The sequence below is a fragment of the Nonomuraea sp. GTA35 genome (assembly GCF_041950525.1).
GTDB lineage: Bacteria > Actinomycetota > Actinomycetes > Streptosporangiales > Streptosporangiaceae > Nonomuraea.
Genome location: NZ_JBGNUV010000014.1, coordinates 21604 through 47551, shown reverse-complemented (window position 1 = coordinate 47551; position 25948 = coordinate 21604). Strand labels below are relative to the sequence as shown.

Annotated in this window: 14 protein-coding genes and 1 pseudogene; 9 read left to right on the top strand and 6 right to left on the bottom strand. The window is 75.1% G+C overall.

Translation table 11 applies throughout. The annotated features are described in order from the left end of the window. Positions 1-31 precede the first annotated feature (31 nt). The 3 genes from ACBJ32_RS44810 to ACBJ32_RS44800 are packed head-to-tail and all read right to left on the bottom strand — an operon-like array spanning position 32 to position 4209. Entirely contained in the window at positions 32-1105 is a 1074-nt protein-coding gene (locus ACBJ32_RS44810) for a saccharopine dehydrogenase NADP-binding domain-containing protein (protein ID WP_375132018.1), read from the bottom strand. Next, a complete protein-coding gene (locus ACBJ32_RS44805) occupies positions 1102-3048 on the bottom strand; it encodes a phosphopantetheine-binding protein (RefSeq protein ID WP_375132017.1) in 1947 nt (648 codons plus the stop codon). The genes ACBJ32_RS44810 and ACBJ32_RS44805 overlap by 4 nt, the downstream gene beginning before the upstream one ends. 36 nt (positions 3049-3084) lie before the next feature. After that, a complete protein-coding gene (locus tag ACBJ32_RS44800; RefSeq protein WP_375132016.1) occupies positions 3085-4209 on the bottom strand; it encodes a class I SAM-dependent methyltransferase in 1125 nt (374 codons plus the stop codon). A 112-nt stretch (positions 4210-4321) separates the two neighbouring features. On the opposite strand from ACBJ32_RS44800, the gene ACBJ32_RS44795 reads away from it, so the two are divergent. Genes ACBJ32_RS44795 through ACBJ32_RS44765 form a run of 7 tightly spaced genes read left to right on the top strand, consistent with a single transcriptional unit; the run spans position 4322 to position 22070 of the window. Next, positions 4322-8287, top strand: a complete 3966-nt coding sequence (locus ACBJ32_RS44795; protein ID WP_375132015.1) for an amino acid adenylation domain-containing protein — start codon at positions 4322-4324, stop codon at positions 8285-8287. Continuing rightward, entirely contained in the window at positions 8284-14772 is a 6489-nt protein-coding gene (locus tag ACBJ32_RS44790) for an SDR family NAD(P)-dependent oxidoreductase (protein WP_375132014.1), read from the top strand. The genes ACBJ32_RS44795 and ACBJ32_RS44790 overlap by 4 nt, the downstream gene beginning before the upstream one ends. A 2-nt stretch (positions 14773-14774) precedes the next feature. Continuing rightward, positions 14775-16301 carry an ABC transporter substrate-binding protein gene (locus tag ACBJ32_RS44785; RefSeq protein ID WP_375132013.1) on the top strand — a complete coding sequence of 509 codons (1527 nt, stop codon included), beginning with the start codon at positions 14775-14777 and terminating at the stop codon, positions 16299-16301. A 10-nt stretch (positions 16302-16311) separates the two neighbouring features. Beyond that, positions 16312-17244, top strand: coding sequence for an ABC transporter permease (locus ACBJ32_RS44780; RefSeq protein ID WP_375132012.1), 933 nt, complete (start codon positions 16312-16314; stop codon positions 17242-17244). After that, entirely contained in the window at positions 17241-18101 is an 861-nt protein-coding gene (locus ACBJ32_RS44775) for an ABC transporter permease subunit (protein ID WP_375132011.1), read from the top strand. The genes ACBJ32_RS44780 and ACBJ32_RS44775 overlap by 4 nt, the downstream gene beginning before the upstream one ends. Beyond that, positions 18098-19600, top strand: coding sequence for an ABC transporter ATP-binding protein (locus tag ACBJ32_RS44770; protein WP_375132010.1), 1503 nt, complete (start codon positions 18098-18100; stop codon positions 19598-19600). Before ACBJ32_RS44775 ends, ACBJ32_RS44770 begins: the two co-directional genes overlap by 4 nt. Then, on the top strand, positions 19587-22070 hold the full coding sequence (locus ACBJ32_RS44765) for a methyltransferase (protein ID WP_375132009.1): 2484 nt from the start codon (positions 19587-19589) through the stop codon (positions 22068-22070). The genes ACBJ32_RS44770 and ACBJ32_RS44765 overlap by 14 nt, the downstream gene beginning before the upstream one ends. A gap of 48 nt (positions 22071-22118) precedes the next feature. Here ACBJ32_RS44765 and ACBJ32_RS44760 read toward each other — a convergent pair whose 3' ends face one another. Together ACBJ32_RS44760 and ACBJ32_RS44755 are read right to left on the bottom strand one after the other, a co-directional pair. After that, positions 22119-23042: an NAD(P)/FAD-dependent oxidoreductase gene (locus tag ACBJ32_RS44760; RefSeq protein WP_375132008.1), complete on the bottom strand. Its 924-nt coding sequence runs from the start codon at positions 23040-23042 to the stop codon at positions 22119-22121. After that, a complete protein-coding gene (locus ACBJ32_RS44755) occupies positions 23042-23767 on the bottom strand; it encodes a class I SAM-dependent methyltransferase (protein ID WP_375132007.1) in 726 nt (241 codons plus the stop codon). The genes ACBJ32_RS44760 and ACBJ32_RS44755 overlap by 1 nt, the downstream gene beginning before the upstream one ends. A gap of 250 nt (positions 23768-24017) precedes the next feature. Here ACBJ32_RS44755 and ACBJ32_RS44750 point away from each other — a divergent pair. Next, positions 24018-24341: pseudogene (locus ACBJ32_RS44750) on the top strand (serine hydrolase); the annotation flags it as partial. Between the two features lie 193 nt (positions 24342-24534). Here the strand turns inward: ACBJ32_RS44750 and ACBJ32_RS44745 are convergent. Then, entirely contained in the window at positions 24535-25092 is a 558-nt protein-coding gene (locus tag ACBJ32_RS44745; protein ID WP_375132006.1) for a hypothetical protein, read from the bottom strand. A 122-nt stretch (positions 25093-25214) separates the two neighbouring features. Between ACBJ32_RS44745 and ACBJ32_RS44740 the strand changes: the two genes are divergently transcribed. Next, positions 25215-25787, top strand: coding sequence for a TetR/AcrR family transcriptional regulator (locus tag ACBJ32_RS44740; RefSeq protein WP_375132005.1), 573 nt, complete (start codon positions 25215-25217; stop codon positions 25785-25787). The last annotated feature ends 161 nt before the right edge of the window (positions 25788-25948 follow it).

The following is a 25948-nucleotide window of genomic DNA, read 5'->3' as shown; positions in this document are numbered from 1 at the left end:
TCGTGCCGCAAGGGCGCCTCCAGGGTGCGCCCTATTCGACGGTGAGACCTCCCACCAGCGCGTCCTTCTGCAGCGCGGCCGTGGTGGCGTCGGGGTCCAGCACTTCGGCCGCCAGGTGGACGCCGGCCGGCACGGAACCGGACGACACCGCCCGGGTGGCCAGCGCCATCACCACCCCGCTCAGCGCGTAGGAGTCCACAGCCGTGAGCAGCACCCTGGTGGGTCCTGGCGGGGTGCCCGGACGGGGGCGCGCGGTGAAGAGCATGACGTAGAAGGCGCCGAAGTCGGCATGGTCACGCAGGGAAGCGCGCACCACGGTCTGCGCGTGTGGCGCCAGTGTCTCGGGGCGGGCGTCCGGCGCCTCGGCCCACGTCGCGGCGAGGGCTTCGGGGAGGCGGTTGGAGACGAAGACGTTGTAGGAGCGCACTTCGCCGGCCCCGGTGTCGGTGGCCAGGGTCTGGGCCTCGGTGGTGAGGTACGGCCAGGCGTGCACGGGCACCGGGAAGCCCGGCAGCCGCACCTGGTGCAGCGGGGCCAGCGTGTTGGGGGCCACCCGGCCGTCCCGCCAGGCAGCCATCGGCTCGCCGAACCTCGGCCCCCTGGTCAGCAGCGCGTCCACCGCGGACAGCGGGGTGAACACGGCGGCTCCGCCCACGTACACGTCGAGGCGGCGCAACGGGCGTCCCTTGGCCAGCAGCCGGGGCAGCAGGCCGGAGAGGCCGGGCATGACCCCGGCGGAGAACACCGCGATCCGGTCGCCGGCGACGTCGCCGCCGGTGAGCGCATCCTTGGCGGCCAGCTCGCCGCCGATGTCGACGTAGTCGGCGCCGGCGGCGAAGGCGGCACGGGCGACCGTGTCCAGCACCTGGTACGTGGGCCCCGCGCAGTTGACCACGATCCGGCACCCGTCGCAGAAGGCGGCCAGCTCGGCGGGGTCGTTCAGGTCCACCCGGACCGCGTGCGCGGGGGCGGTGAGCGAGGCCGCGAGGTCCGCGGCCCCCGTCACGTTCCTGCCACCGACGCGCAGCGGTCCGAGGCCGTAGGCGGCGATGCGCTGCGCGGCCGTGCGGCCGACCGCGCCGGTGGCGCCCAGGATCCCGATCACCGCTGGTCACCGAGGCGGGCGCGGACGACGGCGGCCACCCCCGCCACCGTGGAGTCGGCCAGGAACTCGCGCACGGGCACGGACCCGCCGACCTCCTTGGCGAGCCGCACGACCGCCCGTACCGCGAGCAGGGAGTCCCCGCCGAGGCCGAAGAAGTCGGCGGCCCGGTCGAGCACCGGGACCTCGAGGAGCTCCTCGAACACGTCGGCGACGGCCTGCTCCAGGTCGTCGGCCGGTGGCCCCTCCCGGTGGCGGACGGCCGGCTCGGGCAGCAGGCCGAGCCGCAAGCCGCCGCCGGACCCAGGATCCACGGCGTCGGGCAACCCGGGCACCCGGTCCCAGCCGCTCCCGTCGGCGAGGGCGTCGACCAGCGCGACGAACTCCGCGAACGCAGCCGTCACCTGATCGGTCTCGAACAGCTCCTCGACCAGGGAGAAGACCGCCACCATCTCCGGGCCCAGCTCGAAGCAGCGCACCTCGATCGCCACCTGCGGCGTGCGCAGCTGGTGGAAGTAGTCGGCGGCGATCACCCGGCCCAGCGGCCCCGCCTCCTCCGGCGGCCGGCCCCCCATGGCCGCGTCCACGCCGAGCACGCTCTGGAACACGACCGGCCCGACCGGCCGCCAGCTCCCGCGGCGGCGGGCCACCTCGCGCCCGGCCTCGACACCGGTGATCAGGTTGTGGGCGGCGTGCTCGCCGGACGTCGCCTGCACGGCGGTGGCGAGCCCGGCGAACGTGGCCCTGGGGTCCAGGTCGAGGGGGAGCAGCATGGTCGCGGCGAAGGCGCCCACCACGCGCTGCACCTCGGGGTGGATCGGCAGGCGGTTGAGCTGGAGCGAGTTCAGCAACATCCGGCGGTGCCCGGCCCAGCGCGCCAGCACCACGCCGAACGCCGTCAGCATGGCGGTGGACGGGGTCACGCCCCGGTCGGTGCACTGCCGCCGCAGCGCCGCCCAGCTCCCGGCGCTCCAGCGGTGTTCGCGGTTGCCCATGGTGACCGGCCGCACCTCCTGCGGGTCGGCGGCCAGCGGCAGCGCCGGCGGTCCCGGCAGCGCGTCGAGCCGGGACCACCACCAGTCCCGGTCGGCCTGCCAGGCCTCGGTGGCGGGCAGGTCGGCGAGCGAGGTGACGTAGTCGCCGAAATGGATGTCCAGGGGCGGCAGGGCGGCGTTCCAGTCGGCGGCGAAGGTGAGCAGGTCGCGGCTGAGCACGCTGGACGACCAGCCGTCGAAGATCAGCAGGCTCAGGCCGAGGTGCAGCCGGCCCTCGTCCCCGGGCAGCAGCGTGAGCCGGACGTCGATGCCGGGGCCGCTGGTGGGGTCCGGGCCGCTGGTGCTCATCTCCTGTCGCACGTCGCCGAGCGCGGTGGCGATCTCGTCCGGGCCGGCCTCGCGCAGGTCGTACACGCGGACCCGGGGCACCGCGCCGGGTGCGTCGGCGGGCAGGACGTGCTGGCGGCCGTCGGGGGTCACCCGGGCCCGCAGCGTGGGCTGGTGCGCGGCGAGCCGTTCGACCGCGTCCGCCAGCGCGTCGGCGGCCTCGTCGCCGTCCACGCCGGTCAGCGCGTAGTCCAGGTAGTAGTGGGCCGAGTCGTAGGACAGCTCCCAGCCGTCCTGCTGGCCGACGAAGTAGCCCTGCTGGAGGGGGAGCAGGGGGAACTCGGCGTGCGGGTCCGGCCGCGGCGTGACGGTGAGCGGTAGCGCCCGCGACGCGGGGCCGTCGCCGGAGGTGTGCCGGCGTACGAGCTCGGCGAGGTCGCCCAGCGTGGTCTCGACCCGCACGTCCGACAGGGCGAGCGCGACGCCGAGCCGCTTGCGGACCAGCGCCGACATGCGGACCGCCAGCACCGAGTCCCCGCCCAGGCGCAGGAACCCGACATCGTGCTGGATCTCGCCGGGCGGCAGGCCGAGCAGCTCCGACCAGATCTCGGCCAGCTCCTTCATACGTGCACTCCCATCGTCGGGTGAACAGTCGGGTGATCAGCGGGTGGCGACGAGCAGGCGCTGCGACAGCGCGGCCAGCGGGTCCCCGGGACGGGGCAGGTCCACCTCGACCCGCAGCCCGCCGCCTTCCAGCGCGCTCAGCCATTCCTCGCGGCTCAGGTACGTGCGGGTGGTGCCGGCCCGGCCGTCGAGCCGCTGCGGCGGCCCGTCCTGCGTGGACAGCGCGAACGGCATCGAGGTGAGCGACTGGGGGTGCTCGCGGATGGTCTCGATGAGCAGCACCCGCCCGCCGGGGGCCAGCAACGCGGCGGCCTGGCCGAGCAGGCGGCCGACGTGCGGGGCGTTGTGCGCCATGGTCGCCGCGACGATCAGGTCCAGCTCGCCTGCCTGGCGCGGCAGGTCGCGGGCGATGTCGAGCAGGGCGTAGCGCAGGAAGCCGGCGTCGAACCGGCGGCGCGCGGTGTCGAGGAAGAACGGCGACAGGTCGGTGAACAGGTAGAACTCGACCGGTCTGCCCGCCAGCACCGGCAGCAGGTCCGCGGTGGTGGCGCCGATGCCGGCGCCCAGCTCCAGGATCCGCAGCGGCCGGGTGGCACGCTCGGCCAGCTCCCTGAGCACCTCGGCCGCGGCGGCGTTGAGGTAGCGGCTGATCAGGTTGCCGCGGTAGACGGCCTCGGCGGTGCCGGGCTCGCCGTCCGGGTAGAGCAGCGCCTGCACGCCGACCTCGTCGCGCAGCAGGGAGGGCAGCAGCCGCAGCGAGCGCAGCATCAGCTCGGCCAGCTCGGCCGGGTAGCCGAGCGCCAGCCGCGCGGCTTCCATGCGGGTGCGGGCGGCGGCCAGCTCCGCGCGCCGGGGGGCACGCAGGTCGTGGTAGCGGCCCTCGGCGTTCCTGCGGACCAGGCCGGCCTCGTGGAGCGCGGCCAGCCAGTGGCCGGCGATCCAGCGGTGCCGGGGTGCGGCTCCGAGGTCGCTCGCGATCGCGTCGGCCTCCTGCGCCGCGCCCCGGCCCAGCCCGGTGCGCCGGTGCAGGTCGGCCGCGATGCCGAGCAGGATCAGCCGGTCCAGGTCGTGGACGGCTTCGGCCGCGCCGGCCAGGTCGGCGCCGGTGACGGCGACGGCGGCGTGCCCGGCGCCGTCGGCACGGTCGTTCAGGGGCGACATGAGGCGAGATCGTACGAAATAACGGTAATCATTTTCAAGATCTAGACAAACGGGCCAAGTTGTGTAGCAATGAAAACCGTTTCCATTGCCATGCTTGGGGAAGGGGTCACCCTTGAGTTCCGCCACCGTCGAAGAAGTGCTCGCCTGCCTGGCCGACGTACTGGAACTCCGGCTCTCGGACCTGGACCCCGACGTCCCGCTCACCGCCTTGGGGCTGGAGTCCTTCACGGCCGTGCGCCTGCGACGGCGCCTGCTGGAGGAGTCCGGGCTGGAACTCCCGCTGACGGCCTTCCTCGGGTCCGCGACCGCGCGAACGGTGGCCGCCGGGATCGTCCCGGACGAGCCCGCCGAGGGCGGGGAGTCCTTCCCGCTGACTCCCATCCAGACCGCCTACCTGGTCGGCCGGGATCCCGCGTTCCCGCTCGGGGGAGTGGCGACCTTCTACTACTTCGAGTACGACCGCGTGCCCCACGGCCCTCAGGAGGAGGACCTCGACCGCTTGCAGAGCGCGTGGAACCGGCTCGTCCGGCGGCATCCGATGCTGCGCATGGTCGTGGGCGCCGACGCCAGGCAGACAGTGCTCGACCAGGTGCCCGACTACGCCATCACCCGCACTGACCTGCGTGCTGAAAGCCCGGAACAGGTGGAGCAGGCGTTGGAGGCGTTGCGCGCGCAATGCTCGCACCAGCTGCTGCCCGCCGACCGGTGGCCGCTGTTCGACCTGCGGGCGGCGTTGCTGCCGGACGGCCGTACCCGGGTGTTCGTCGGCGTGGACGTGCTGGCCCTGGACCTCATGAGCTGGATGCGGCTGATGAGGGAGTGGGGCCGGTACACGGCCGATCCCGGCCTGGAGCTGCCCCCGCCGCCCCTCGGCTTCGCCGACCTCGTACGGCGCCGGCTGGAGGATCCGGCCGAGCTGCGGCGCCGCGAGATGGACTCCGCCTACTGGGCCCGCCGCGCACCCGGCCTGCCGGACGGTCCCGCCCTGCCCTGGACCCGCGGTCCGGCCGGGTTCAGCGGCCACCGCCTCGTCAGGCACGCCGCGGAGCTGCCCGCCGAGGAGTGGGCGCAGCTGCGCAAGCAGGGCGCGGCCCACGGGCTGAGCCCCACCGGCCTGCTGCTGGCCGCCTTCGGCCTGGTGCTGCAGCGCTGGGGCGCCCGCGACCCCTTCTGCCTCAACACCACCCTCTTCGACCGCGACGACCTCGCCCTCGGCGACGACACCCCGGGCCTCGACAGCATCGTCGGCGACTTCACCAGCACCGTCCTGGTGGAGATCCCCGTCGCCGACCCCGGCCGCTGGTACGGCTTCGCCGGCTACGCCGCGGCGGTCAACCGCCAGTTCTGGGCCGATCTCGACCACCGGGCCGTCTCCGGGATGGAGGCGCTGCGTGCCGCGATCGAGTCGGGGGAGCGCCCCCGGGTGACCGACGAAGCCACGGGCCTGCCCGTGCCCACCCACACCGTGGTCTTCACCAGCGGCGTCGGCCTGGCGGGGCCGGGGGAGCCGCCTGCCGCCTGGCTCGGCACCGAGGTCTTCGGCGTCTCGCAGACGCCCCAGGTGATGCTGGACCACATCGTCTGGGACGAGGACGGCAGGCTCCGCATCGCGTGGGACGCCGTGGACGGCGCGCTGCCCGCCGGTTTCGTCGACGGCATGCTGGCCGCGCACGTCCGCCTCCTGCGGCGGCTGGCCACCGAGCCGGAGCTGTGGACCGACCCCGCGCTCGGCTGGGACCCGTCGTTCCTCCCCGACGAGGAGGTGGCGGGCGGGGCGTTCGGCGGCGCCGGTCCACTCCTGGACGACCCGCTGCGCGCCGCCGCCGGACGGGCCCCCTCCGCGCCCGCCCTGCTCGACCTGACCCGCGAGGTGACAGCGCGGGACCTGGCCGGGCGAGCCCTCCGGACCGGCCGCGCGCTGGCCGCGCTCGGGGTCGGACCGGGCGATCTGGTGGCGGTCGTGGCGGACAAGGGCATCGCCCAGGTCACCGCCCTGCTCGGCGTTCTGGCCGGCGGAGCCGGGTACGTGCCCGTCGAACCCTCCTGGCCCGCCGGCCGGGTGGCCTCGCTGGGCGAGCAGGCCTCGATCCGGACGGCGCTGCTCGCGCCGGAGGCCGACGACACAGCCTGGCCGGAGCACGTCAGCGTGCACCGGCTCGACGCCGACGGCGTGCTCCGGCTCCCGGGCCCGGACGAGGCCGAGCCCCGGCGGCCCGCGCCGGACGACCTCGCCTACGCGATCTTCACGTCGGGCTCGACCGGGCGGCCCAAGGGCGTGGCCATCGAGCACCGTGCTGCCCGCACCACCCTCGACGACCTCGACGAGCGTTTCCCCCTCGGCCCGGACGACCGGGTGCTCGCCCTGTCGGCGTACAGCTTCGACCTGTCGGTCTACGACATCTTCTCGGTGCTCGGCTCCGGAGGCGCCGTCGTCCTGCCCGAGGCCCACCGCCAGCGCGACCCCGGCCACTGGCTGGAGCTGATGGCCCGCCACCGCGTCACCGTGTGGAACACCGCTCCCGCCCTGCTGGAGATGCTGGTGGAATACGCCGAGCTGGAGCCGGAGACGGTGCGCGAGGCGCTGTCCACGCTGCGGCTGGTGTTCCTGTCGGCCGACTGGATCCCGGTCACGCTGCCCGGCCGCCTGAGGGCGCTGGCCCCCGGCGCCGAGGTGGTCAGCCTGGGCGGGGCGACCGAGGCGTCGATCTGGTCGATCTGCCACCCCATCAGGGAGGTCGATCCGTCCTGGCCGAGCATCCCGTACGGCCGGGCGCTGCACGGCCAGTCCTTCCACATCCTCGACGAGCACGGCCGGCCCTGCCCGGTGGGCGAGCCCGGCGAGCTGCACATCGGCGGCGACGGGCTGGCCCGCGGCTACGTCGGTGATCCAGGGCAGACCGCCGAGCGGTTCATCACGCACCCGATCCTGCGCCGCCGCCTCTACCGCACCGGCGACCTCGGCCGCTGGCGGTACGACGGGACGATCGAGTTCCTCGGCCGGCTGGACCGGCAGGTCAAGATCCGGGGCCACCGGATCGAGCTGGGCGAGATCGAGGCGACGCTCGATCGGCTCCCCGCCGTACGGCAGGCGGTGGCCCGCGCGGTGCCCGGGCCCGACGACCGGCCCAGACTGGTCTGCCACGTGGTGCCCGCCGATCCCGCGGCGCCGCCGTCGGACGACGAGCTGGTCGAGGCCCTGCGGGCGAGCCTGCCCGGCTTCATGGTGCCCAACCGGTTCCTGATCACGGAAACCTTGCCGATCACCGACAACGGCAAGATCGACTACAAGGCGCTCGCCAACCCCTACCGGTCGTCCGGGAGCCCGGCCGAGGCCGAGGCCGATGCCGATGCCGAGGACGAGGACGAGGACGTCGTGCCCGGCGACGAGCTCCGTGCGCAGGCGCCTCCCACGACAGCGCCGCAGGCGACGGCGATCAGCACCACGGTCACCCGCGGGCTGCGCCTCAGCCTCACCGTGTCGCCCGACGGGGTGATGGAGCTCGTCGTCGAGGGTGCCGCCGACGGGCCGCCCGCCCGTGACCTCGCCACCCCGCCCGCCCGTGACCTCGCCACCCCGCCGCCACCCGCCACGCCCGGGGCCGGCCCGCAGCCCGCCTCCCGCCAGGAACCGCCGCCCGCTGCCCCGGCCACGTCGCAGGCGGGGCCGGATCCACAGGTGGAGCGGGCCGTGGCCAGGGTTTTCAGCGACCTGCTCAAGACGCCGGTCGAGGTGAGCACCCCCTTCTTCCGGCTGGGAGCGTCATCCCTGACCATGGTGCTCGCCCACCGCACCCTCAGAGCCGAGCTCGACGAGGGGCTGACGGTGGTGGACATGTTCGCCCGGCCCACGGTCCGGGAGCTCGCCACCTTCATCACCGCCCGCAGGCAGGCATCCGGCGCCGCCGCCCCGGCACTGCGGGAGAACCCGCCGCCGGTACACGCCGCACCCGCCCTGCGGGAAGGCCCGCCGCCGGTGGACGCCGCGCAGCCACTGCGGGAGAGCCCGTCGCTGGCATCCTCTGACCAGGCCGCCGCCCGCCGCGCGGCTCGGGCGCGTGCGGCGGAGCTCGCCGGATGAGCGCCGCGCAGCATCGGATCGCCGTCGTCGGCCTGGCCTGCCGCTTCCCCGGCGCGCCTGACGCCGAAGCGTACTGGGAGCTGCTGCGGGACGGCCGTGACGGGCTGACCAGGTTCACCGACGACGAGCTCGCCGCACGCGGCGTGCCGGAGAGACTGCGGGCGCATCCTGGCTTCGTCCCGGTCGGCGGGCTCCTCGAGGGCCAGGCCGACTTCGACCCGGAGCCGTTCGGGTTCAGCGACGCCGAGGCGGCCCTGCTCGACCCCCAGCACCGCCTGTTCCTCGAATGCGCCTGGCACGCGCTGGAACACGCCGGTCACGGCGGCGGGCGCGGAGCCGGCGCGGTCGGCGTCTTCGCCGGCGCCATGCAGAGCGCCTACCTGGCGAGCAACCTCGCCGGCCGGTGGGACCCCACCGGCGCGGGACGGGACCCGCTCGGCAGCCTGCAGACGGCGATCTCCACCCAGACTGACTACCTGCCGCTGCAGACGGCCTACCGGCTGAACCTGACGGGACCCGCGGTGGCGGTGGCGTCGAGCTGCTCGACCTCGCTGGTCGCCGTGCACCTGGCCGCGCAGTCGCTGCTGTCCGGCGAGTGCGACACCGCGCTCGCGGGCGGGGTGTCGCTGATCGTGCCGCAGGGCCAGGGGTACGTGCACGTCGCCGGCGGCGTGTACGCGGCGGACGGGACGATCAGGCCGTTCAGCGCGGACGGCACCGGCATCGTCTACACCCAGGGCGTGGGCGTGGTGGTGCTGCGCCGCCTGGACGACGCGCTGGCCGACGGCGACCCGGTGCTCGCCGTGCTGCACGGCTCGGCGGTGAACAACGACGGAGCCGGCAAGGCAGGGTTCACCGCGCCGTCCATGCGCGGCCAGGCCCGGGCCGTGGCCGAAGCGCTCGCGGTGGCCGGCGCGTCGCCGCACGAGATCGGGCTCGTCGAGGCGCACGGCACCGCCACCGCGCTCGGCGATCCCATCGAGGTGGCCGCGCTGCGGCGGGTGTTCGGCGACGCCGGACCGGCCTGGTGCGGGCTCGGCTCGGTGAAGGGCAACATCGGCCACGCCAACGCGGCCGCCGGCATCGCCTCGTTCATCAAGGCCGTCCTGGCGGTGCGGCATCGGGTGCTGCCCGCGTCGCTGCGCGCTCACCCGCTCAACCCGCTGCTCGGCCTGGAAGGCTCGCCGTTCGAGGTGATCGCGGAGACCCGGGACTGGGACACGCCTTTCCTGGCGGGGGTCAGCTCGTTCGGCATCGGCGGCACCAACTGCCACGCGGTGCTCGGGCCGGCCCCGCACCGCCCGCCCGTCCCCGCCGACCGGCGGCCCCAGCTGCTGGCCGTCTCGGCCGCCACCCCTGAGGCGGCGGTCGCCACCGCCCGCGCCGTCGCCTCCCGGCCCGCACCCGACGCGGCCGATCTCGCCTACACGCTGGCCGCGGGGCGTGCCGAGCTGGCCTACCGGGTGTCGGGCGTGGGCCAGGCCGGGCTGGCCGCGGCGACGCCGGTCAAGGCGGCCGGCACCGCCCCGCGCCTGGTCTTCGCCTTCCCCGGCGCGGGAAGCGCGTACCCCGGGATGGGCGGCCGGCTCTACCGGGACGAGCCCGTCTTCGCCCAGGCCGTGGACGAGTGCGCGGAGCTGCTGCGCCCGCTGCTCGGCGCCGACGTTCGCGACGTCATGGATCCGGCGATCGCCGAGACCCGCGTCCGCGACGCCGGCTTCGGGCTGCCGGCCGTCTTCGCCGTGTCGTACGGGGTGGCCCGGCTGCTGGCGTCCTGGGGCATCGTGCCCGACGCCCTCGTCGGGCACAGCCTGGGCGAGTGCACGGCCGCGGCCGTGAGCGGCGCGCTGCCCCTCTCCGGAGCCGCCAGGCTGGTCGCCGCCCGGTGCGCCGCCGCGGCCAGGGCCGCCGGCGGCGGCTCGATGCTCGCGGTGCCGCTCGGCGAGGACGAGGTACGCGAGCTGCTGTCCCACCACCCCGGCCTCGACCTGGCCGCCGTCAACGCCCCCGCCGCGTGCGTGGTGTCCGGGCCCGCGGCGGCCATCGGCCGGCTGGCGGACGAGCTGCGCGGGCGCCACATCACGGGCACGAGGCTGCGGGTGGACGCCGCGATGCACTCCCGCCTGATGGAGCCGGAGCTGCCCGGCCTGGGCGCGGCACTGGCCGGGCTGACGGGCGCGGCTCCCACCGTGCCCGTGTTCAGCACGGTCACCGGCGCCTCGATCGGCGCCGAGCTGGCGGACGCCGGTCACTGGACGCGGCAGCTGCGCGAGCCCGTACGGTTCGCGCAGGCTCTGCGGGCGGCACTCGGCCCCGAGGAGGAGACCCTGCTCCTGGAGGCCGGGCCGGGAAGCGCCCTGTCCGGCCTCGCCCGCAGGAACGCCCTGCCCGGCGTGCGGTCGGTCGTGACCACGCTGCTGCCGGACGAGCCGGAGCCGGCGAGCCTGCGGGAGGCCGCCGGCACGCTGTGGGCCCATGGCCGGCCGGTGGACCTGGCCGCGCTGCCCGCGGCCGGCCGGCGGCGGGTGCACGCGCCAGGCTACGCCTTCCAGCGCCGCCGCCTGTGGATCGACCCGCCTTCCTCGGGCACGCCATCGGAGATCGATGCGGACGAGCCGCTGCAGGTCCCGGTCTGGAGCCAGCTCCTGCCCGGCGACCCGGCCCCGATCCCGGCCGGGCGCTGGGCGGTGATCGGCACCGGCGCCCTGGCGGACGAACTGCGTGACCGCCTGCAAGCGGCCGATCCCACGGTTCCCTTGACCGCGCTGGTCGCGGTGGCGACCAGGGACGGCGACGCCGCGTCCGCCGAGCCGGACACCGATGCCGTCTCCGCAGCCGTACTCGCCTTCGGCGAGGTCGCCGCCGCGGCGGCGGAGCAGCCCGGCTCACCGTGCCTGCTGCTGGTCACCCGGCACGGCGAGCAGGTGGGCGGCGATCCGCCGCCCGATCCGGCGCAGGCGGCCGTCCGCGTGCTCCCGCGGGTGCTGGGCCAGGAGCAGCCCGGCCTGCGGTGGGCCACGCTCGACCTGGGCGCGCCGGCCGAACCCGCCGACGAGGCGGGCGCCGTGCTGCGTGAGCTCGGCGCTCTCACGGGCGGGGCAGGCTCGGGGACGGAGGTCGCCCTGCGGGGCGCGACCAGGTGGCGACGCCGCCTGGAGCCGTGGACCCCGCCCGGTGCCGCGGACGGCGCCACACTGCCCGGCACCGTGCTGATCACCGGCGGTCTCGGGGCGGTCGGCCGGCTGTTCGCACGTCACCTCGCCGCCCGCGGGCACCGGGTGGTCGTCACCTCGCGTACGGCGGATCACCGGGGAGCCGCCCTCGCCGAGACCGGGGTGGACGTGCGAACCTGCGACGCCACCGATCCCGAGGCGACCGCGGCCCTGATCGGGGAACTCTCCGCCGGCGGGCCGATCGAGCTGGTCGTCCACGCCGCCGGCGTGGTCGCGGGGGCGAGGCTGGACCCGCTGCGAGCGCTCGACGCCGAGCAGGCCACCGAGCACGTACGGGCCAAGGCCGGGGGAGTGCTCACACTCGCCGACGCGATCGCCGCGCTGCCGGCGGAGCGCCGTCCCCGGACGGTACTGCTCATGTCCTCGGTCACCACGCTGGTCGGCGGCGTCGGGATGGGCCCCTACGCGGCCGCCAACGCCGCGATGGACGCGCTCGGCCTCGCCGCGCCCGGCCCCACCCGGTGGGTCAGCGCGGTCTGGGACGGCTGGCGGGTGGCCGAGGACGGCACCGAGGCCACCGTCGTCCTCGCCGGCGCGCTCGACGCCGCCACCGGCACCAAGGCGCTGGACCGGCTGCTGGCCGCGCGTGAGACCGGGACGCTGCCCCCGATCGTGTCGGTCGCCGCCACCGCTCTCGACCCGCGCATCGCCGAGGCGGGCAAGCCCAGGACGATCGCGGCCACCGGCGGCGACGCGGCGCGCCTTTCCCCGGCCGAGCGGGTGGTGGCCGAGTTGTGGTCGGAGCTGTTCGGTGTCCCGGTGAGCGATCCCGACGCCGACTTCTTCGCGCTCGGCGGCCACTCCCTGCTGGGTGTGCGGATGCTGGCCGCGCTGGGCGAACGCTTCGGCGTACGGCCGGGCATGCGGGACCTGCTGGCCGCGCCCACCGTGGCGGGGATCGCCAAGCTGGTCGAGTCGGCGGGCGCCGAGCCGGACCCGGAGGTCACGCCGGAGAACGACGTCCTCGACGGCGACGGCACCTTCGCGATGACCCGCGTCCAGCACGCCTACTGGATCGGCAGGGACGGCGGCTACCAGTGGGGAGACCTGCCCTGCCGCTTCTATCTCGAGTACGACTGCCAAGGCCTGGACCTCGCCCGTTTCGAGGAGGCATGGAACCAGGTCGTGGCCCGCCACCCCATGCTGCGCGCCGTGGCCACGCCCGAGGGACGGCTGCGCGTGCTGGACGACCTGCCGCGCTACCGGATCCGGGCGCACGACCTGACCACGATGACGCAGGAGCGCCGGGCACAACGGCTGGCCGTCCTGCGGGAGAGGCTGTCCACCAGGCCCGGCCCGCCCGACCGCTGGCCGCTGGCCCAGATCCAGGCGGCCCGGCTGCCCGGAGGCGTGGTCAGGCTGTTCATCGGGGTGGACGTGCTCATCTGCGACGCCGCCAGCTGGTGGATCATCGAGTCCGAGCTGCACGCCCGCTACACCAGCCCTGACGTCCCGCTGCCGCCGCTGGATCTGCACCCTGCGGCCTGCGCCGCCGCCCTGGAGCGGCGGGGCGACGGCCGGGCCGCGCGCTACTGGCGTGAGCGCCTCGGCACGCTCCCCGGCCCGCCCCGCCTGCCGGTCCGCGAGCCGGACGGGACGCCGCCCAGGTTCGTACGCCGCTCCGCACGGCTGGGCCGCGAGGACTGGGCGGCGTTCCGGGAGGCCGCCGCCCGGCACCGGGTCACTCCGGCGGCGGTGCTGCTGACCGTCTACGCCGACGTCCTGGCCCGCTGGTCGGGGTCGGCCGGGTTCTGCGTGACGCTGACCCTCTTCGACCGCCCGGCCATCCATCCGCACGTCAACCGGGTCGTCGGCGACTTCACCTCCCTGCTGCTGCACGAGGTCCCCGCCGAGCCCGCCGCCGTCCTCGCCGACCGGGCCGCCGCCACGCAGGCGAGGATGTTCGACGACCTCGACCACCGCGGCTTCTCCGCACTGGACGTGCTCGCCGAGCAGGCTGCCAGGACGGGAGAGGTCCGGCCGGTGCCCGTGGTGTTCACCAGCGCGCTCGGCATCACGGACCTGGTGGACGGCGGCGGCCACCTGGAGTGGGCGGGCGAGCAGGTGTACGCGCTCTCGCAGACCCCGCAGACCTGGCTCGACCACCAGGTGCTCGAACACGACGGCGAGCTGCGGCTGCAATGGGACGCGCTGGACGGTGTCCTGCCCGGTGACGAGCTGGAGGCGGCGATCGCCGAGCACGTGGCACGGGTGCGCGAGCTGGCCGGATCGCCCGCCGCCTGGACCCGGCCCGAACCCGGTCACGCCGTGGCGCCACGGCCGCCCGGTGACGGCGTTCCCCCCTTCGGCCGCGCCGCGTCGTCACCCGGCGATGCCGCACCGTCCCCGGTCCAGGAGAGCCCCGCGCGGGACATCGTGCTGCCGCTGCGCGCCGAGCCGGGCGGAGCGCCCCGCCCCACCCTGTACCTGGCCCACCCGTCGGGCGGTGACGTGCTGTGTTACGCCGAGCTGTCCCGGCTGCTGGATCCCCGCGTGGACGTCGTGGCGCTCGCCGACCCCGAGCTGGCGGGCGCGTACGGGCCGGGGCCGGAGACCGTCGAGGGCATCGCCGAGCAGTACGTGCGGGCGATCGACGCCTCCGGCGGCCCGGGGACGGGCCCCTGGCTGCTGGGCGGCTGGTCGATGGGCGGCACCGTGGCCCAGGAGATGGCCCGGCACCTGCACGCCGGCGGCCGGCACACCGCGCTGCTGGCGCTGCTCGACTCCAACGACCCCGCGCTCATCCGCGAGGTTCCCGGCCGCGACGCCGCCGAGGTCGAATGGCAGGCGACGGTCCGGCACCTGCACGCGCTGGAGGCGTACCTCGGCATCGACCTGAGCATCGGTGACGTGCCGGCGGAGCGGCGGATGACCGCGGTCGCCGACCGGCTGCGCGAGCACCGGCTGCTCGGCCGCGGCGAGGACCTGGCGGGGCGGGTGGCCGTGTTCGCCAGGCACCTGCGCGCGCTGGCCGCCCACACCCCGCGGCGGCTGGCCGACCCGGACACGGTCACGCTGCTGATCCGGGCGGAGCGGCCCTCCCCCCGCAACTCGGGCATCGGGATGGGCGTCGACGACACCCCGCCAGGCAGGCCCGACCTCGGCTGGGGACGCTACCTGGCGGGGCCGGTCGAGGCCACCGGCGTCGACGCCCACCACTACGGCCTGCTGCACCCTCCTGTGCTGCCCGCCGTGGCCCGGCTGATCAACGCCGCGCTCGACAGGGCGCTGGCGCGACTTCGAGAAAGGTAATCATGCACACCCAGCTCCGCCGCCGGTCAGCGGCGGTCGTCACCGCGGTCGCCCTCCTGGCGGGCTGTTCCGCGACCGCGCCCGGCCCCTCGCCGGCCGCCACGGGCACCGCCACCGTGCGCTACGCCGCGCCCGGCTCGCCCTCCAACGCCGTCACCGACCCGCACGGCCTGCTGCCCGGCGAGAGCGATGTCGTCAGGATGGCCCTGACGTACGACGTCCTCGCCGTTCCCGGCGCCGACGGCACCACCAAGCCGCGCCTGGCGACCGGGTGGCGGCCCGACGCCACCCTGACCAGGTGGCGCATCACCATCCGCGGCGACGCCACCTTCTCCGACGGCCGCCCGGTCAAGGCGGCCGACGCGCTGTTCTCGCTGCGCCGGATGGGCAAGAAGGCGGCGGAGAACTTCGGCCGCATGGCCATGTTCGACCTCGACGCCTCCGCGACGATCGACGACACCACCTTCGAGCTGGTGACCAGGAAGCCCTACGCCGAGGTCGGCCAGGCCCTGGAGGGCGCGACCTTCGTCGTGCCGGAAGGCAGCGACGACTTCGGCAAGCCGGTGCCCGGCTCCGGCCCGTTCCGCCCGACGGACAAGGGCGGCGCCCAGGCCGTGGTGTTCGAGCGCAACGACGACTGGTGGGGCCCAGAACCGCCCGCCAGGACCATCGAGGTACGCGCCGTGCCCGATCCGCAGGCGCGGGCCCAGGCGCTGCTGTCCGGCCAGGTCGACCTGGCCGGGGGAGTGCCCGCCACGCTGGCCAAGCAGCAGGAGGGCAACAGCGCGGTGCGGCTGCTCCGCCGGCCGGGCGCCACCCTGTACCCGCTGGTCATGCGCATGGACACCAAACCCTTCGACGACCTGCGGGTACGCCGGGCCGTCCGGCTCGCCCTCGACCGGCAGCAGCTTCTGGACACCGTCTTCCTCGGCTACGGCGAAGTCGGCAACGACCTCATCACCCCCAAGGACCCGACCAGCCCGGCGACCCTGCGGCAGCGCACCCGCGACCTCGCCCAGGCCAGGAAGCTGATGTCGGAGGCAGGTCTCGCGGACGGCGTCGACCTCACGCTGCACACCACCACCGCCTACCCGGGCATGGACAGCGCCGCCACGCTGATCGCCCAGCAACTCGCCGGGATCGGGATGCGGGTGAAGGTGGCCGTGGAGCCGGCCGACACCTACTTCTCCGCCGTCTACGCCCGCAAGCCGTTCTACATCAGCTACCTGGGCGGCATCCCGTTCCTCGACGTGGTGAGGGTGGCGCTCACGCCCGGCTCCCCGACCAACGAGACGGCGTGGAAGGACCGCACCTGGTCGGCGGAGCTCGACAAGGCCCTGGCCGAGCCGGACGACACCGAGCGGCACGCCCTCCTGGGCGATCTGCAGGCCAGGCTCCGCGACCAGGGCGGTTACGCGATCTGGGCGCTCAGCGATCGCCTCGACCTGGCCAGGGCCGGGCTGAGCGGCGTGCCCGAGGGGATCGGCTTCGCCTCGGCGTTCATCGACCAGGTGAGCTTGGACGGCTGACGTGTCCCGCATGCCGTGGCCCGCCCGCGCGCTGGCCAGGACCGTCCTGCTGATGGCCGCCGCCTCAATGGTGATCTTCCTGTGCACGGCGGCACTGCCGGGTGACGCGGCGGACGTCCTCGGCGGCGGCCGTGCCGCGCCCGGGGAACTGGCCCGGCTGCGGGCGGAGCAGGGGCTGGACCGTCCCCTGCACGCCCGCTACCTGGACTGGGTGACGGGCGTGCTCACCGGTGATCCCGGGGTGTCGCTCATCACCGGCCGGCCGATCGGCGAGCTGGTCGCGCAGCGGGCCGGCGTGACGCTCACGCTGGCCGTGGCGGCGCTGGTGGTCAGCGTGCCCGTCACGGCGGCCCTGGCCTGGGCCGCCGCGCGCGGACCCGGGTGGCTGCGGCACCCGGCGAACGCGGCCGTCGTGGCGGGCGCTGCACTGCCTCAGGCCGTGGTGGCCGCCGCGCTGGTGGCCTGGCTGTCGGCGGCCTGGGGGCTGTTCCCGCCGGTCTCGATGCTGCCCGCCGGAGAGCCGGCCTGGAGCCGGCCCGATCTGCTCGCGCTCCCGGTGCTCACGCTCGCGCTCCCGATCGCCGCGTACGGCGCCGCTCTGCTCCGCGGGGCGATCGCGGACGTGGTGGCCCGCCCCTACGTGCGGGACGCCGAGCTTCGCGGCCTGCCGCCGGCCACGATCGCGCTCCGGTACGTGCTCCCGATGATCGCGGCGCCCGCCATCCGCCTGTTCGCCGTCACCCTCGGCGGGCTGGTCGCGGGCACCGCCGTGGCCGAGACCCTGTTCGGGCTGGCCGGGCTGGGAGAGCTGCTGGTCACGGCCATCTCGACGAGGGACGTGCCGGTCGTCCAGAGCGTCGCCCTGCTGGCCGCCGCTGTCGTGGTGGCCGGCCTCGCCGCCGCCGACGCCCCTCGCCGGCGCCGGGAAACGGCGCGCCCATGAAGCGCGTGAACGGCTCCGCCGGTCCGGCTCCGACGGTCCGCGCCGAGCAGGACGTCGTGACCGAGCGCCGCCCGCGTGCCGTGCTCGTCCTCGGGGCCGTGTCCGGGACCGTGCTCCTCGTAGCGCTCGGCGGCGAGGCGGTGGCCGGGCACGACGCGGTCGCGATCGTCGCGCCACCGTGGTCACGGCCCGCACCCGGCCTGCCGCTCGGCGCCGACGCGCTGGGCAGGGACGTGCTCGCCAGAGTCCTGGCCGGCGGCAGGGACCTGACCCTGACCTCGCTGGCCGCCGCGTCGACGGCCTCGGTTCTGGGGGTGGCGGGCGGGCTCTGGGTGGGATGGAGCCGCGGCCGGCTCGGGCGTGCCGCCGCCGGTGCCGCCGACCTGCTGCTGGCCCTGCCCTTGCTGCTGCTCGCCCTGCTCGCGGTGGTCGCGCTGCCGGGGCCCGCGGCCGTGGTCGCCGGCACCGTGCTCGGTGGCACGCCGCTGACCCTGCGGGTGGTCGCCGACGCCACGGCCGCGGCCAGGCACGCGGGATACGTGGAGGCGGCGCTGTCCCGCGGGGAGCGGGGTGGTGCCGTACTGCTGCGCGAGGTCCTTCCCGCGCACGCCGGGCTCGTCGGCGCGGACCTCGGCCAGCGGCTGGTGCTGGCCGTGCAGCTCGCCGCGGCGCTCAACGTCCTCGGCTTCGGGCCGGCGCCGCCCGCGCCGGACTGGGCCGCCATGCTCCGCGAGAACCTCCAGGGCCTGGGACTGAACGCGGCGGCGACGATCGCGCCGGCGGCGGCTCTGGCGCTCCTGGCCGGCAGCGTGGCGGCACTCTCACACTCCCTCGCCACCCGGGACGGCCTGTCATGAACCGGGACGGGCTGACCGTTCGCGCGCTCACCGTCACCGGCAGGACGGGAACGGTGATCGTCGACCGGCTGGACCTGCGGATCGCGCCCGGCGAGGTGCTCGCGCTCGTGGGGCCGTCCGGGGCGGGCAAGACGACCGTGCTGCGGGCCGTACTGGGCGCGCTGCCCTCCGGCCTGAGGCAGGCGAGCGGCCGGATCGAATGGCACGGCGCCCCCGTACGGGCCCCGCGCCGCTGGCGGCGGCGCACCGTCGGCTTCCTCGGCCAGGACCCGGCCTCCGCGCTGCATCCCCTGCTGGACGCGCGGGCGGCTGTGCGGGAGGCGCTGCCCAGGTCCGGCCGCGACGGGGGAGAGGAGGAACGGGCACTCGCCGAGGTGGGCCTGGACCCTGCCGGCCTCGGCCGCCGCCGCCCGCACCAGCTCTCGGGCGGGCAGGCGCAGCGGGTGGCGCTCGCCCGCGCGCTGGCGGCGGATCCCGAGTTGCTCGTGCTGGACGAACCCACCAGCGCGCTCGACCCGGCCGCGCTCGCCCTCGTCCTGGAGCGGGTACGGCGGCGTCGCGGCGACGGCCGCTCGGTGACCCTCATCGTCTCCCACGACATGGCTGTGGTGAGCGAGCTGGCCGACCACGTCGTACGGCTCGGCCCCGGCGAGGGGAACCACGTCGCACCGCGGCCGCCGGTCCTTCCGCCGGCGGGTAAGCCGCGGCTGGTCCTTCCGCCGGCGGGTAAGCCGCGGCCGGTCCTTCCGCCGGCCGGGAAGCGGCGGCCGGGCGGCGCGCCGGTGCTGGAAGCGCACGGGCTCACCATCGCGCAGCCGCCCGGCGGGGCACCGCTGCTGTCGGACGCCGACCTCACGATCTCGGCAGGCGAGGGCGTGGCCGTGCTCGGGCCGTCCGGCTCGGGCAAGAGCACGTTGTTGCGGGTGCTCGCCGGACTGCACCCCGCCGGACAAGGACAGGCCGCGGCAGCCGGACGACCGCTGCCCTGGCCCGTGACCGAGCGGGGCCCGGCCGCGCTGCGGGCCCTGGCCCTGGTCGGGCAGAACCCCCTCGACGTGCTCAACCCGGCCCGCACCGTCGGCGCGGCACTCGCCCGCCCCCTGCGCACCCTGCGCGGGCTCCCGCGCCGGACCGCCCGCGCGGAGGCCCTCCGCCTGCTGGCGACCGTCGGGCTCCCGGAGGACCTGGCGCATCGCTACCCGGCCGCGCTCTCCGGCGGGCAACGCCAGCGGGTCGCGCTCGCCCGAGCTCTCGCGGGAGGGCCCGCCGTGCTGCTGGCCGACGAGATCACCGCCGCCCTGGACGACCGGACCGCCGCCCAGGTCCTCGACCTCATCGACGCGCTGCGCCACCGAACCGGCCTCGCCGTCCTCGCGGCCACCCACGACCCGGCCGTCGCCGCCCGCGCCGACCGCGTGCTCCGGATCGAGGCAGGCCGGCTGCGTCCCCATCCCCGCCCTCACGACGATGACCGGAGGCCATCCCTTGACGTCCTATGAACCCCTGCTCGCCCACCCCTGGATCGCCCGCGTGGACCCGGCCGGAACAGGCGGGCTCGCCGTCACGGCCGACCCCGCGGCGCTGGCGGTCCGGTACGAGCCGGGACGGCCGCCCGTCCTCGGCGACCTGGTGGCGGAGCACCTCGAACACTGGGGAGAGGTCTACGACTGGACCTACAGCTCCGGCCAGGGCGCACACCGTCCCGACCTCGACCTGTCCGGCTGGCGGGCCACCGGCACCGGCCGTCCGATGCCTGCCGACCACATGGCCGAGTGGGCCGACCGCACCGCCGAACTGGTCCTGCGGCACCAGCCGTCCCGCCTGCTCGAACTCGGCTGCGGGACCGGCATGCTGCTGCACCGCCTCCACCCGCACCTCAAGGGCTACGTGGGCACCGACATCGCCGGGCACGTCGTGACCCGGCTGAACGGGCTCGGCCTGGACGGCGTCACGGTCGTACGGGCTGCTGCCCACGAGATCAACGGCGGCGCCGTGCGCGCCGCCCTGGCCCGGCTCGGCGACCGGCCCGACTGCGTGCTGCTCAACTCCGTCACCCAGTGCTTCCCCAGCGTGGCGTACCTGGCGGCCGTGCTCCGCGACGCCGTCGACCTCGTGACCCCCGGCGGGACCGTCGTCGTCGGGGACGTGCGCCACGCGGGACTGCTCGACGAGCACTCCCGCATGCTCGAACCCGGATCGGCGGAGCGGGCCGCGCAGCGGGCCGCCGCCGACACCGAGCTGCTGTTCGACCCCGCGACCCTCGCGGCGGTGGCCGCGAGCGCGGGCCGGCGGGTCACCATCAGCCTGTTCGCCAAGACGCTCACGGCCGACACCGAGCTGACCCGGTATCGGTTCGACGCCGTGCTGCACGTCGAGCCGCCGCAGGGCCCGCCAGCCGCCGTCCACCGGTGGGACGAGCTCGGGCCCGGACCGATGGCCGCGCTGGCCCGTCAGAGCGGCCCCGTCTGCCTCACCGGCATCCCCAACGGCCTGTTCGAGCCCGGCGCGCCGACGGGGGCGAGCCTGCGGGCCGCGCTGGAGGGTACGGGTGGCGCGGTGATGCTCGACCCGGACGACCCCACGCGGCTGCAGGTCGCGATTCCGGCCGCGGCGGGCGCCATGCCTCCCGACGCGCTGGCGGGGGTGGGCCGGCCGCACGAGCCGCTCGGCGCGTTCGCCCGGGCCCGGCTGGTCGAGGTGGCCCGCCGCGAGCTCCGGCGTGCCGAGCTGCCGATCCCGGAGCAACTGACGGCACGGATCCCCAGTGGCCCCGGGCACGACGCCGCCGCTGCGGCGCGCGAGGCGGCCGATGCCGACCGAGCCGGACGCCTCGCCCTCGCGCGCATGGTTCCCGCCGTGGAGGGGTGGGCACTCGAACCGGTGCCCGACTCCGCGCTCACGCACCTGCCTCACGCCGTCCGGCGCTTCGACGAGATCGCGCTGCGGGCGTTGACCCGGCTGGTCGCCGGCGTCGCGCCGCCCGGCACGCCCCGGACAGCCGGGCAGATCATGGCGGCGCTCGGGGCGGCCCCCCGGCACGAATGGATCGTCCGGCGCTGGCTGGAGGTGCTGGCCACCGAAGGGCTCGTCCGCCGTGACCCCGGCGGCCGGATCGACGCGGTGGCCTCGGACGACGCCGGGGAGGACGACGCCGGGGAGGACGACGCGGCCGGCCTGGATCGCGCCTGCGCCGAGCTCGGCTACCCCGACCAGATGGCGATCTTCTATCGCACCGCTCTGGCCCGCCTTCCCGAGCTGCTCCGGGACGAGATCATGGCGCAGGCCCTGCTGTTCCCCGACGGGGACCTGCTCACCTCGCTCAGCAAGGATCAGAACAACGTCAGCAATACCTACCTGAACGCCGCCATGGGGCATCTGGTGGCGAGGGCCGCGGCCACCCGTACCGGACCCCTGCGCGTCGTGGAGCTCGGCGGAGGCGCGGGAGGCAGCACCGCCGCGGCGCTGGGCGGGCTCGGCGACGCGCCGGCGGACTACCTCTTCACCGACGTGTCCAGATTCTTCACGATGGCGGCCGAGGACCGGTTCGGCGACCGGCTCCGCTACGCGCTGCTGGACATCAACGCCGACCTCGTGGCTCAAGGGGCCGTCCGAGGCGGCGCCAACGTGGTGATCGCCGCCAACGTGCTGCACTGCGCACGGCATGCCGGACGATCCCTGCGCTGGATCGGTGAACTGCTGGCTCCCGGCGGGCTGGTGGTGGTCACCGAGGCGATCCGCGAGCACTACCTGGTGCTCGCCACCATGCAGTTCCTCCTGTCGCCCAGGCAGGGGGAGCCGGACCTCGGCGCGGGCGACCGCCGCGGCGGCACGGGCCGGGTGTTCCTCACCGGGAGGGAGCTCCCGGCGGAGCTGGCGGAGGCCGGGTTGCGCCCGATCCTGGAGCTGCCGCGGGCCGATTCCCCGCTGGCCTCGCCCGCCCAGCACCTGTTCGTCGCGACGAGGCCGTGAAACTCCGGTACGGCGGGCGCGCGGGCCCGCCGTACCGGTCCGCGGGGGTCAGCCCAACGCCACCGGCAAGCCGGCACGGAACAACTCCTGCTCCAGCCAGACCGCCGCCCGCACCCCGTCGGCCGCGCTCGGCCCCACCAGCGTCACCGGGTCCGGCACCGCCTTCAGGTGGGCCGCGTCCCCGGCCGCGTAGACGCCCGGCACGCTGGTCCTGCCGTACTCGTCCACCTCCACGCAGCCGTCGGGCAGCAGCGTGCAACCGAGCTGGACCGCCAGGTCGGTGTTGGGCCGGGTGGGCGCGCGATGGTAGACGGCCTCGCGCGCCAGCGCCGTCCCGTCCGCGAAGGTCAAGGTCAGCGCGTCCAGCTCGCCCCCGATGCCCGCCAGCGGGGTCTCGACCACCTGGACGCCGCGCGCCTTGACGGCCGCGGCCACCGGCTCGGGCAGGGTGCTCGGGCCGTTCGTGCACAGCACCACGTCGTCGCTGTACCGGTCGGCGACGTAGGCGGCCAGCATCGCCTCGAAGCCGTTGCCGATGACGGCGAGCACCTTCCCGTTCGTCTCGTAGCCATGGCAGAAGGGACAGTGGAACACACTCTTGCCCCACCGCTCCGCCAGCCCGGGAACCGCGACGGGTTCGTCGGTCAGCCCGCTCGCCAGCACCAGCCGGGACGCCTCCACCCGCTCGCCGTCATCGAGGGTCAGTGCGAACCTGCCGGACTCGCCCTCCGCCGAGCTCACGCGCCCCTGCCTCAGCTCGGCCGTCGGATAGGCGCTCACCTCCGCACGGCCATCGGCCAGCAACTTCGCGGGGGCGCCGCCGTCCCGGCCGAGGAACATGTGCATCTCCGCCGCCGGCGCGTTGCGCGGCCTGCCGGCGTCCACCAGCAGGACCCGGCGGCGCTGCCGTCCCAGCACCAGCGCCGCGCTGAGCCCGGCGGGCCCGCCGCCGACCACGACCACCTCGTACATCACGTCTCTCCTCTGTCGATGACGTACATGCCGAGCTCGTCCGGGCCGGTGCGGTGATGCACCAGGCCGTGCCGGCCGAGCTCCTCCTTCAGCCGCCGCTCGTCCAGCACCCGCCAGTCGTAACGCGCCTCCAGCACGCCGGTGAGCCGGTCGTCCTGGTAGGTGCGGTAGGTCATGTGCCAGGTGATCCGGTCCGGGCCGGCGGGCTCGGCACGGCCCCACCCTTCGTACCTGCGCCGCCCGATCCGCATGTCGGCGAACCTGGACTCCGGCACCGCCATCGGCTCGGCGGGCGGCTCCAGGTTGAGCACGGCCCGGCCGCCGGGGACCAGCCGATCGGCGAGCACTGTCCAGAGCGCCTGCCGTCCGGCCGCGTCGAAGTGGCCGATGACGTTCATCGCCACGACGGCGCCCAGCCGGGGCGGCAGGACCGCTTCGGAGAAGGGCTCGGGCAGCACCGTCACCCGATCCCGCAGCTCCGCGGACTCGTTCACCCGGGCCAGCAGGATGGACCGCAACGGCATCGACGGCTCGACGGCCACGATCTCCGCCTCGGCGACCGCCTTCGCGATCACCCGGATCCCGTGCCCTCCGCCGGCGCCCACGTCCACGATCGGACCGGTGACCCCCTGCAACGCCTCGGCGAGGGGCGGACCGAGCGCCGCCCAGTGCGGCGCGAGCATCACGTCGACGAACTCTGCGGATCGTTCGTATTCGTCGGCCACGCTCACCCTCTTGTTGAAGTGATAACCATTACCATTTCTGGAGACTAGGGACCAAGGGGAACGATCGTCAAGAGCGTGCCGCCGACGTGATGACCCATCACCTCGGCAGGCGTGGCGTCGTGGCCGCGCTGTGGAACGGTCGAGAAACAGCGGCACGACTAGACAGGGGTCCAGCTCGTCACGCTGCCCCGAGCAGTGACACGCCCTTCGAGGAAGGAGCAGTCATGAATCGAGCGACCGGAGCCGGGCCGGCCGGCCTGGCCTGCGCTTCCGGATCGGCTCGCAGACCAAGTCCATGCCCCAGGTCGTCATCATGAAGCTGGTCACCGAGGGCAGGCTCGGCCTGGACGACAAGCTCGGCGGCCTGCTGCCCGAGGTCGCGGAGACCCGCGTGTGCGGCGAGTACGCGCCGATGAAGGGTGGCTCGCCGGGCTTCAGCGCCCTGCCCTACAACAACCAGGACGGCAGCCTGCAGTTCATCGTCTCCGTCACGCTGGGCACGAGGAACAACGATCCTGCCGTCGATCCGCTGGTGAAGAAGGCGGCCGAGGCGGTTCTCCGCCCCGAGAACTGACGCGGGCCCGACCTCGTCGCCGGTGAGTCCGCCACAGTCGCGACACCGGCTGATCCGGCCGCTTGCGGAGCACGTCGGCCGACCTGGAGCCCAGGCGGCTCGCGCACGGCCGGGCGCCGAGCGGCACGAGTGCGGCCGGTGCGTCGCAACGGACACCCTTGAGCGGTGCCGGGCTGGTTCCGGGGCCGGGATTTCAGCTGCTCTTCGCGGTGCGGTGCAGACGCAGGGCGGAGACGAGGAAGAAGACGCCGCCGATGGTCGCGTACCCGGCGAGGCTGGTCAGCGATGCGGCCGGCGTGTCGGCCTGGAGGATGAACGCCGTTCCGGCGATCGCGGAGATCGCCCCGCTGAGGATCATCGCCCATTGGCCGCCGAGCCTGCGGCGGCTGACGGCCACCACGAGCTGCACGATTCCGGCGGTGATCGCCCAGGCGCCCCAGACGCGCAGCACCGCGGACGCGCCCGAGGCCGCCGTGGTGGCCAGGCCGATGGCGGTGAGCAGGCTGAGGGCCAGGTTGACGTACAGGGCCGCGGCGGGGCGCGCGGTCCTCGAGACGCGCAGATCGGTGATGGCCGCCGCGACGTCGAACAGCGGGTAGATCACGAGCAGTGCCACGCTCGCCGGACCGGGGACCGGTCCGGCCAGGAACAGCAGGGCCGCCCAGACGAGTGCGAATCCGAATCGCACCACGTAGAGGTTCCGCAACGCCGCGGCAGTGCGGCTGGCGTTCGTGTCGGTGACGGTGGTCATGGCCTTCTCTTCTCGACGGAGGGGTGGAGGTAGAATGACTAGTAACTCTACCGCCGTGACGGTAGCCCGGCGGTGAGGTCCGGCGCAAGGGGGGAGGTGAAGGGGCGCGTATGATCTCGTTCATGAGCAGCCCCATGCGTGAACGCCTCCTGGAGGCGGCGAGCGAGCTGTTCTACGCGCACGGGCTGCGCGCGGTGAGCGTCGACAAGGTCATCGACCTCGCGGGCACCACGAAGGTGACGTTCTACCGGCACTTCAAGAGCAAGGACGCCCTCGTCGTCGCCTACCTCGAACGCCGCGCGGCGCTGGAGCGGGACGGCATCGGCGGGGCCATCAAGCAGGGTGACGGCGATGTCGATGCCACCCTGCGGGTCATCTCCGAGGCGATCGGGCTCATCGCCTGCGCGCCCGGGTTCCGCGGCTGTCCCTTCATCAACGCCGCCGCCGAATACCCTGACCCGGACAGCCCCGTCCGCAAGGCCGTCGACGCGCATCGCCGCTGGAACAGGACGACGTTCGAACAGCTCATCGCCCCGCTCGGCCTCACGAATCCCGCGGAGGTCGCCGACGACCTGATGCTGATCCGCGATGGCGCCATGGTCGCGGGATACCTCGACCAGCCGGCGACCGTCGCCGCCTCGTTCCTGCGCAGCAGCCAGGCCGTCGTCGGCACCGGCCGCGCGACCCGGAGCTGAGCCCGCCGCCTTCGGCCGTGCCGCTCGACGCGGCGGGATCGCACGCGGCGCCAGGTGGCCGTGTCCCTGCCGGTGACGGGCGACCCGCGCAACGGCCACCGGCCGGTGCCACCGCCGGGAAGGGTTCGGGACGAGAGCGTGTTGAGGCGAGGGTGCCGGAT

Coding starts and splice junctions, on each gene's coding strand:
- ACBJ32_RS44775 (WP_375132011.1), top strand. CDS start 17,241: ATGAAGCGCGTGAACGGCTCCGCCGGTCCGGCTCCGACGGTCCGCGCC.
- ACBJ32_RS44780 (WP_375132012.1), top strand. CDS start 16,312: ATGCCGTGGCCCGCCCGCGCGCTGGCCAGGACCGTCCTGCTGATGGCC.
- ACBJ32_RS44800 (WP_375132016.1), bottom strand. CDS start 4,209: ATGTCGCCCCTGAACGACCGTGCCGACGGCGCCGGGCACGCCGCCGTC.
- ACBJ32_RS44770 (WP_375132010.1), top strand. CDS start 18,098: ATGAACCGGGACGGGCTGACCGTTCGCGCGCTCACCGTCACCGGCAGG.
- ACBJ32_RS44760 (WP_375132008.1), bottom strand. CDS start 23,042: ATGTACGAGGTGGTCGTGGTCGGCGGCGGGCCCGCCGGGCTCAGCGCG.
- ACBJ32_RS44790 (WP_375132014.1), top strand. CDS start 8,284: ATGAGCGCCGCGCAGCATCGGATCGCCGTCGTCGGCCTGGCCTGCCGC.
- ACBJ32_RS44745 (WP_375132006.1), bottom strand. CDS start 25,092: ATGACCACCGTCACCGACACGAACGCCAGCCGCACTGCCGCGGCGTTG.
- ACBJ32_RS44740 (WP_375132005.1), top strand. CDS start 25,215: ATGAGCAGCCCCATGCGTGAACGCCTCCTGGAGGCGGCGAGCGAGCTG.
- ACBJ32_RS44785 (WP_375132013.1), top strand. CDS start 14,775: ATGCACACCCAGCTCCGCCGCCGGTCAGCGGCGGTCGTCACCGCGGTC.
- ACBJ32_RS44805 (WP_375132017.1), bottom strand. CDS start 3,048: ATGAAGGAGCTGGCCGAGATCTGGTCGGAGCTGCTCGGCCTGCCGCCC.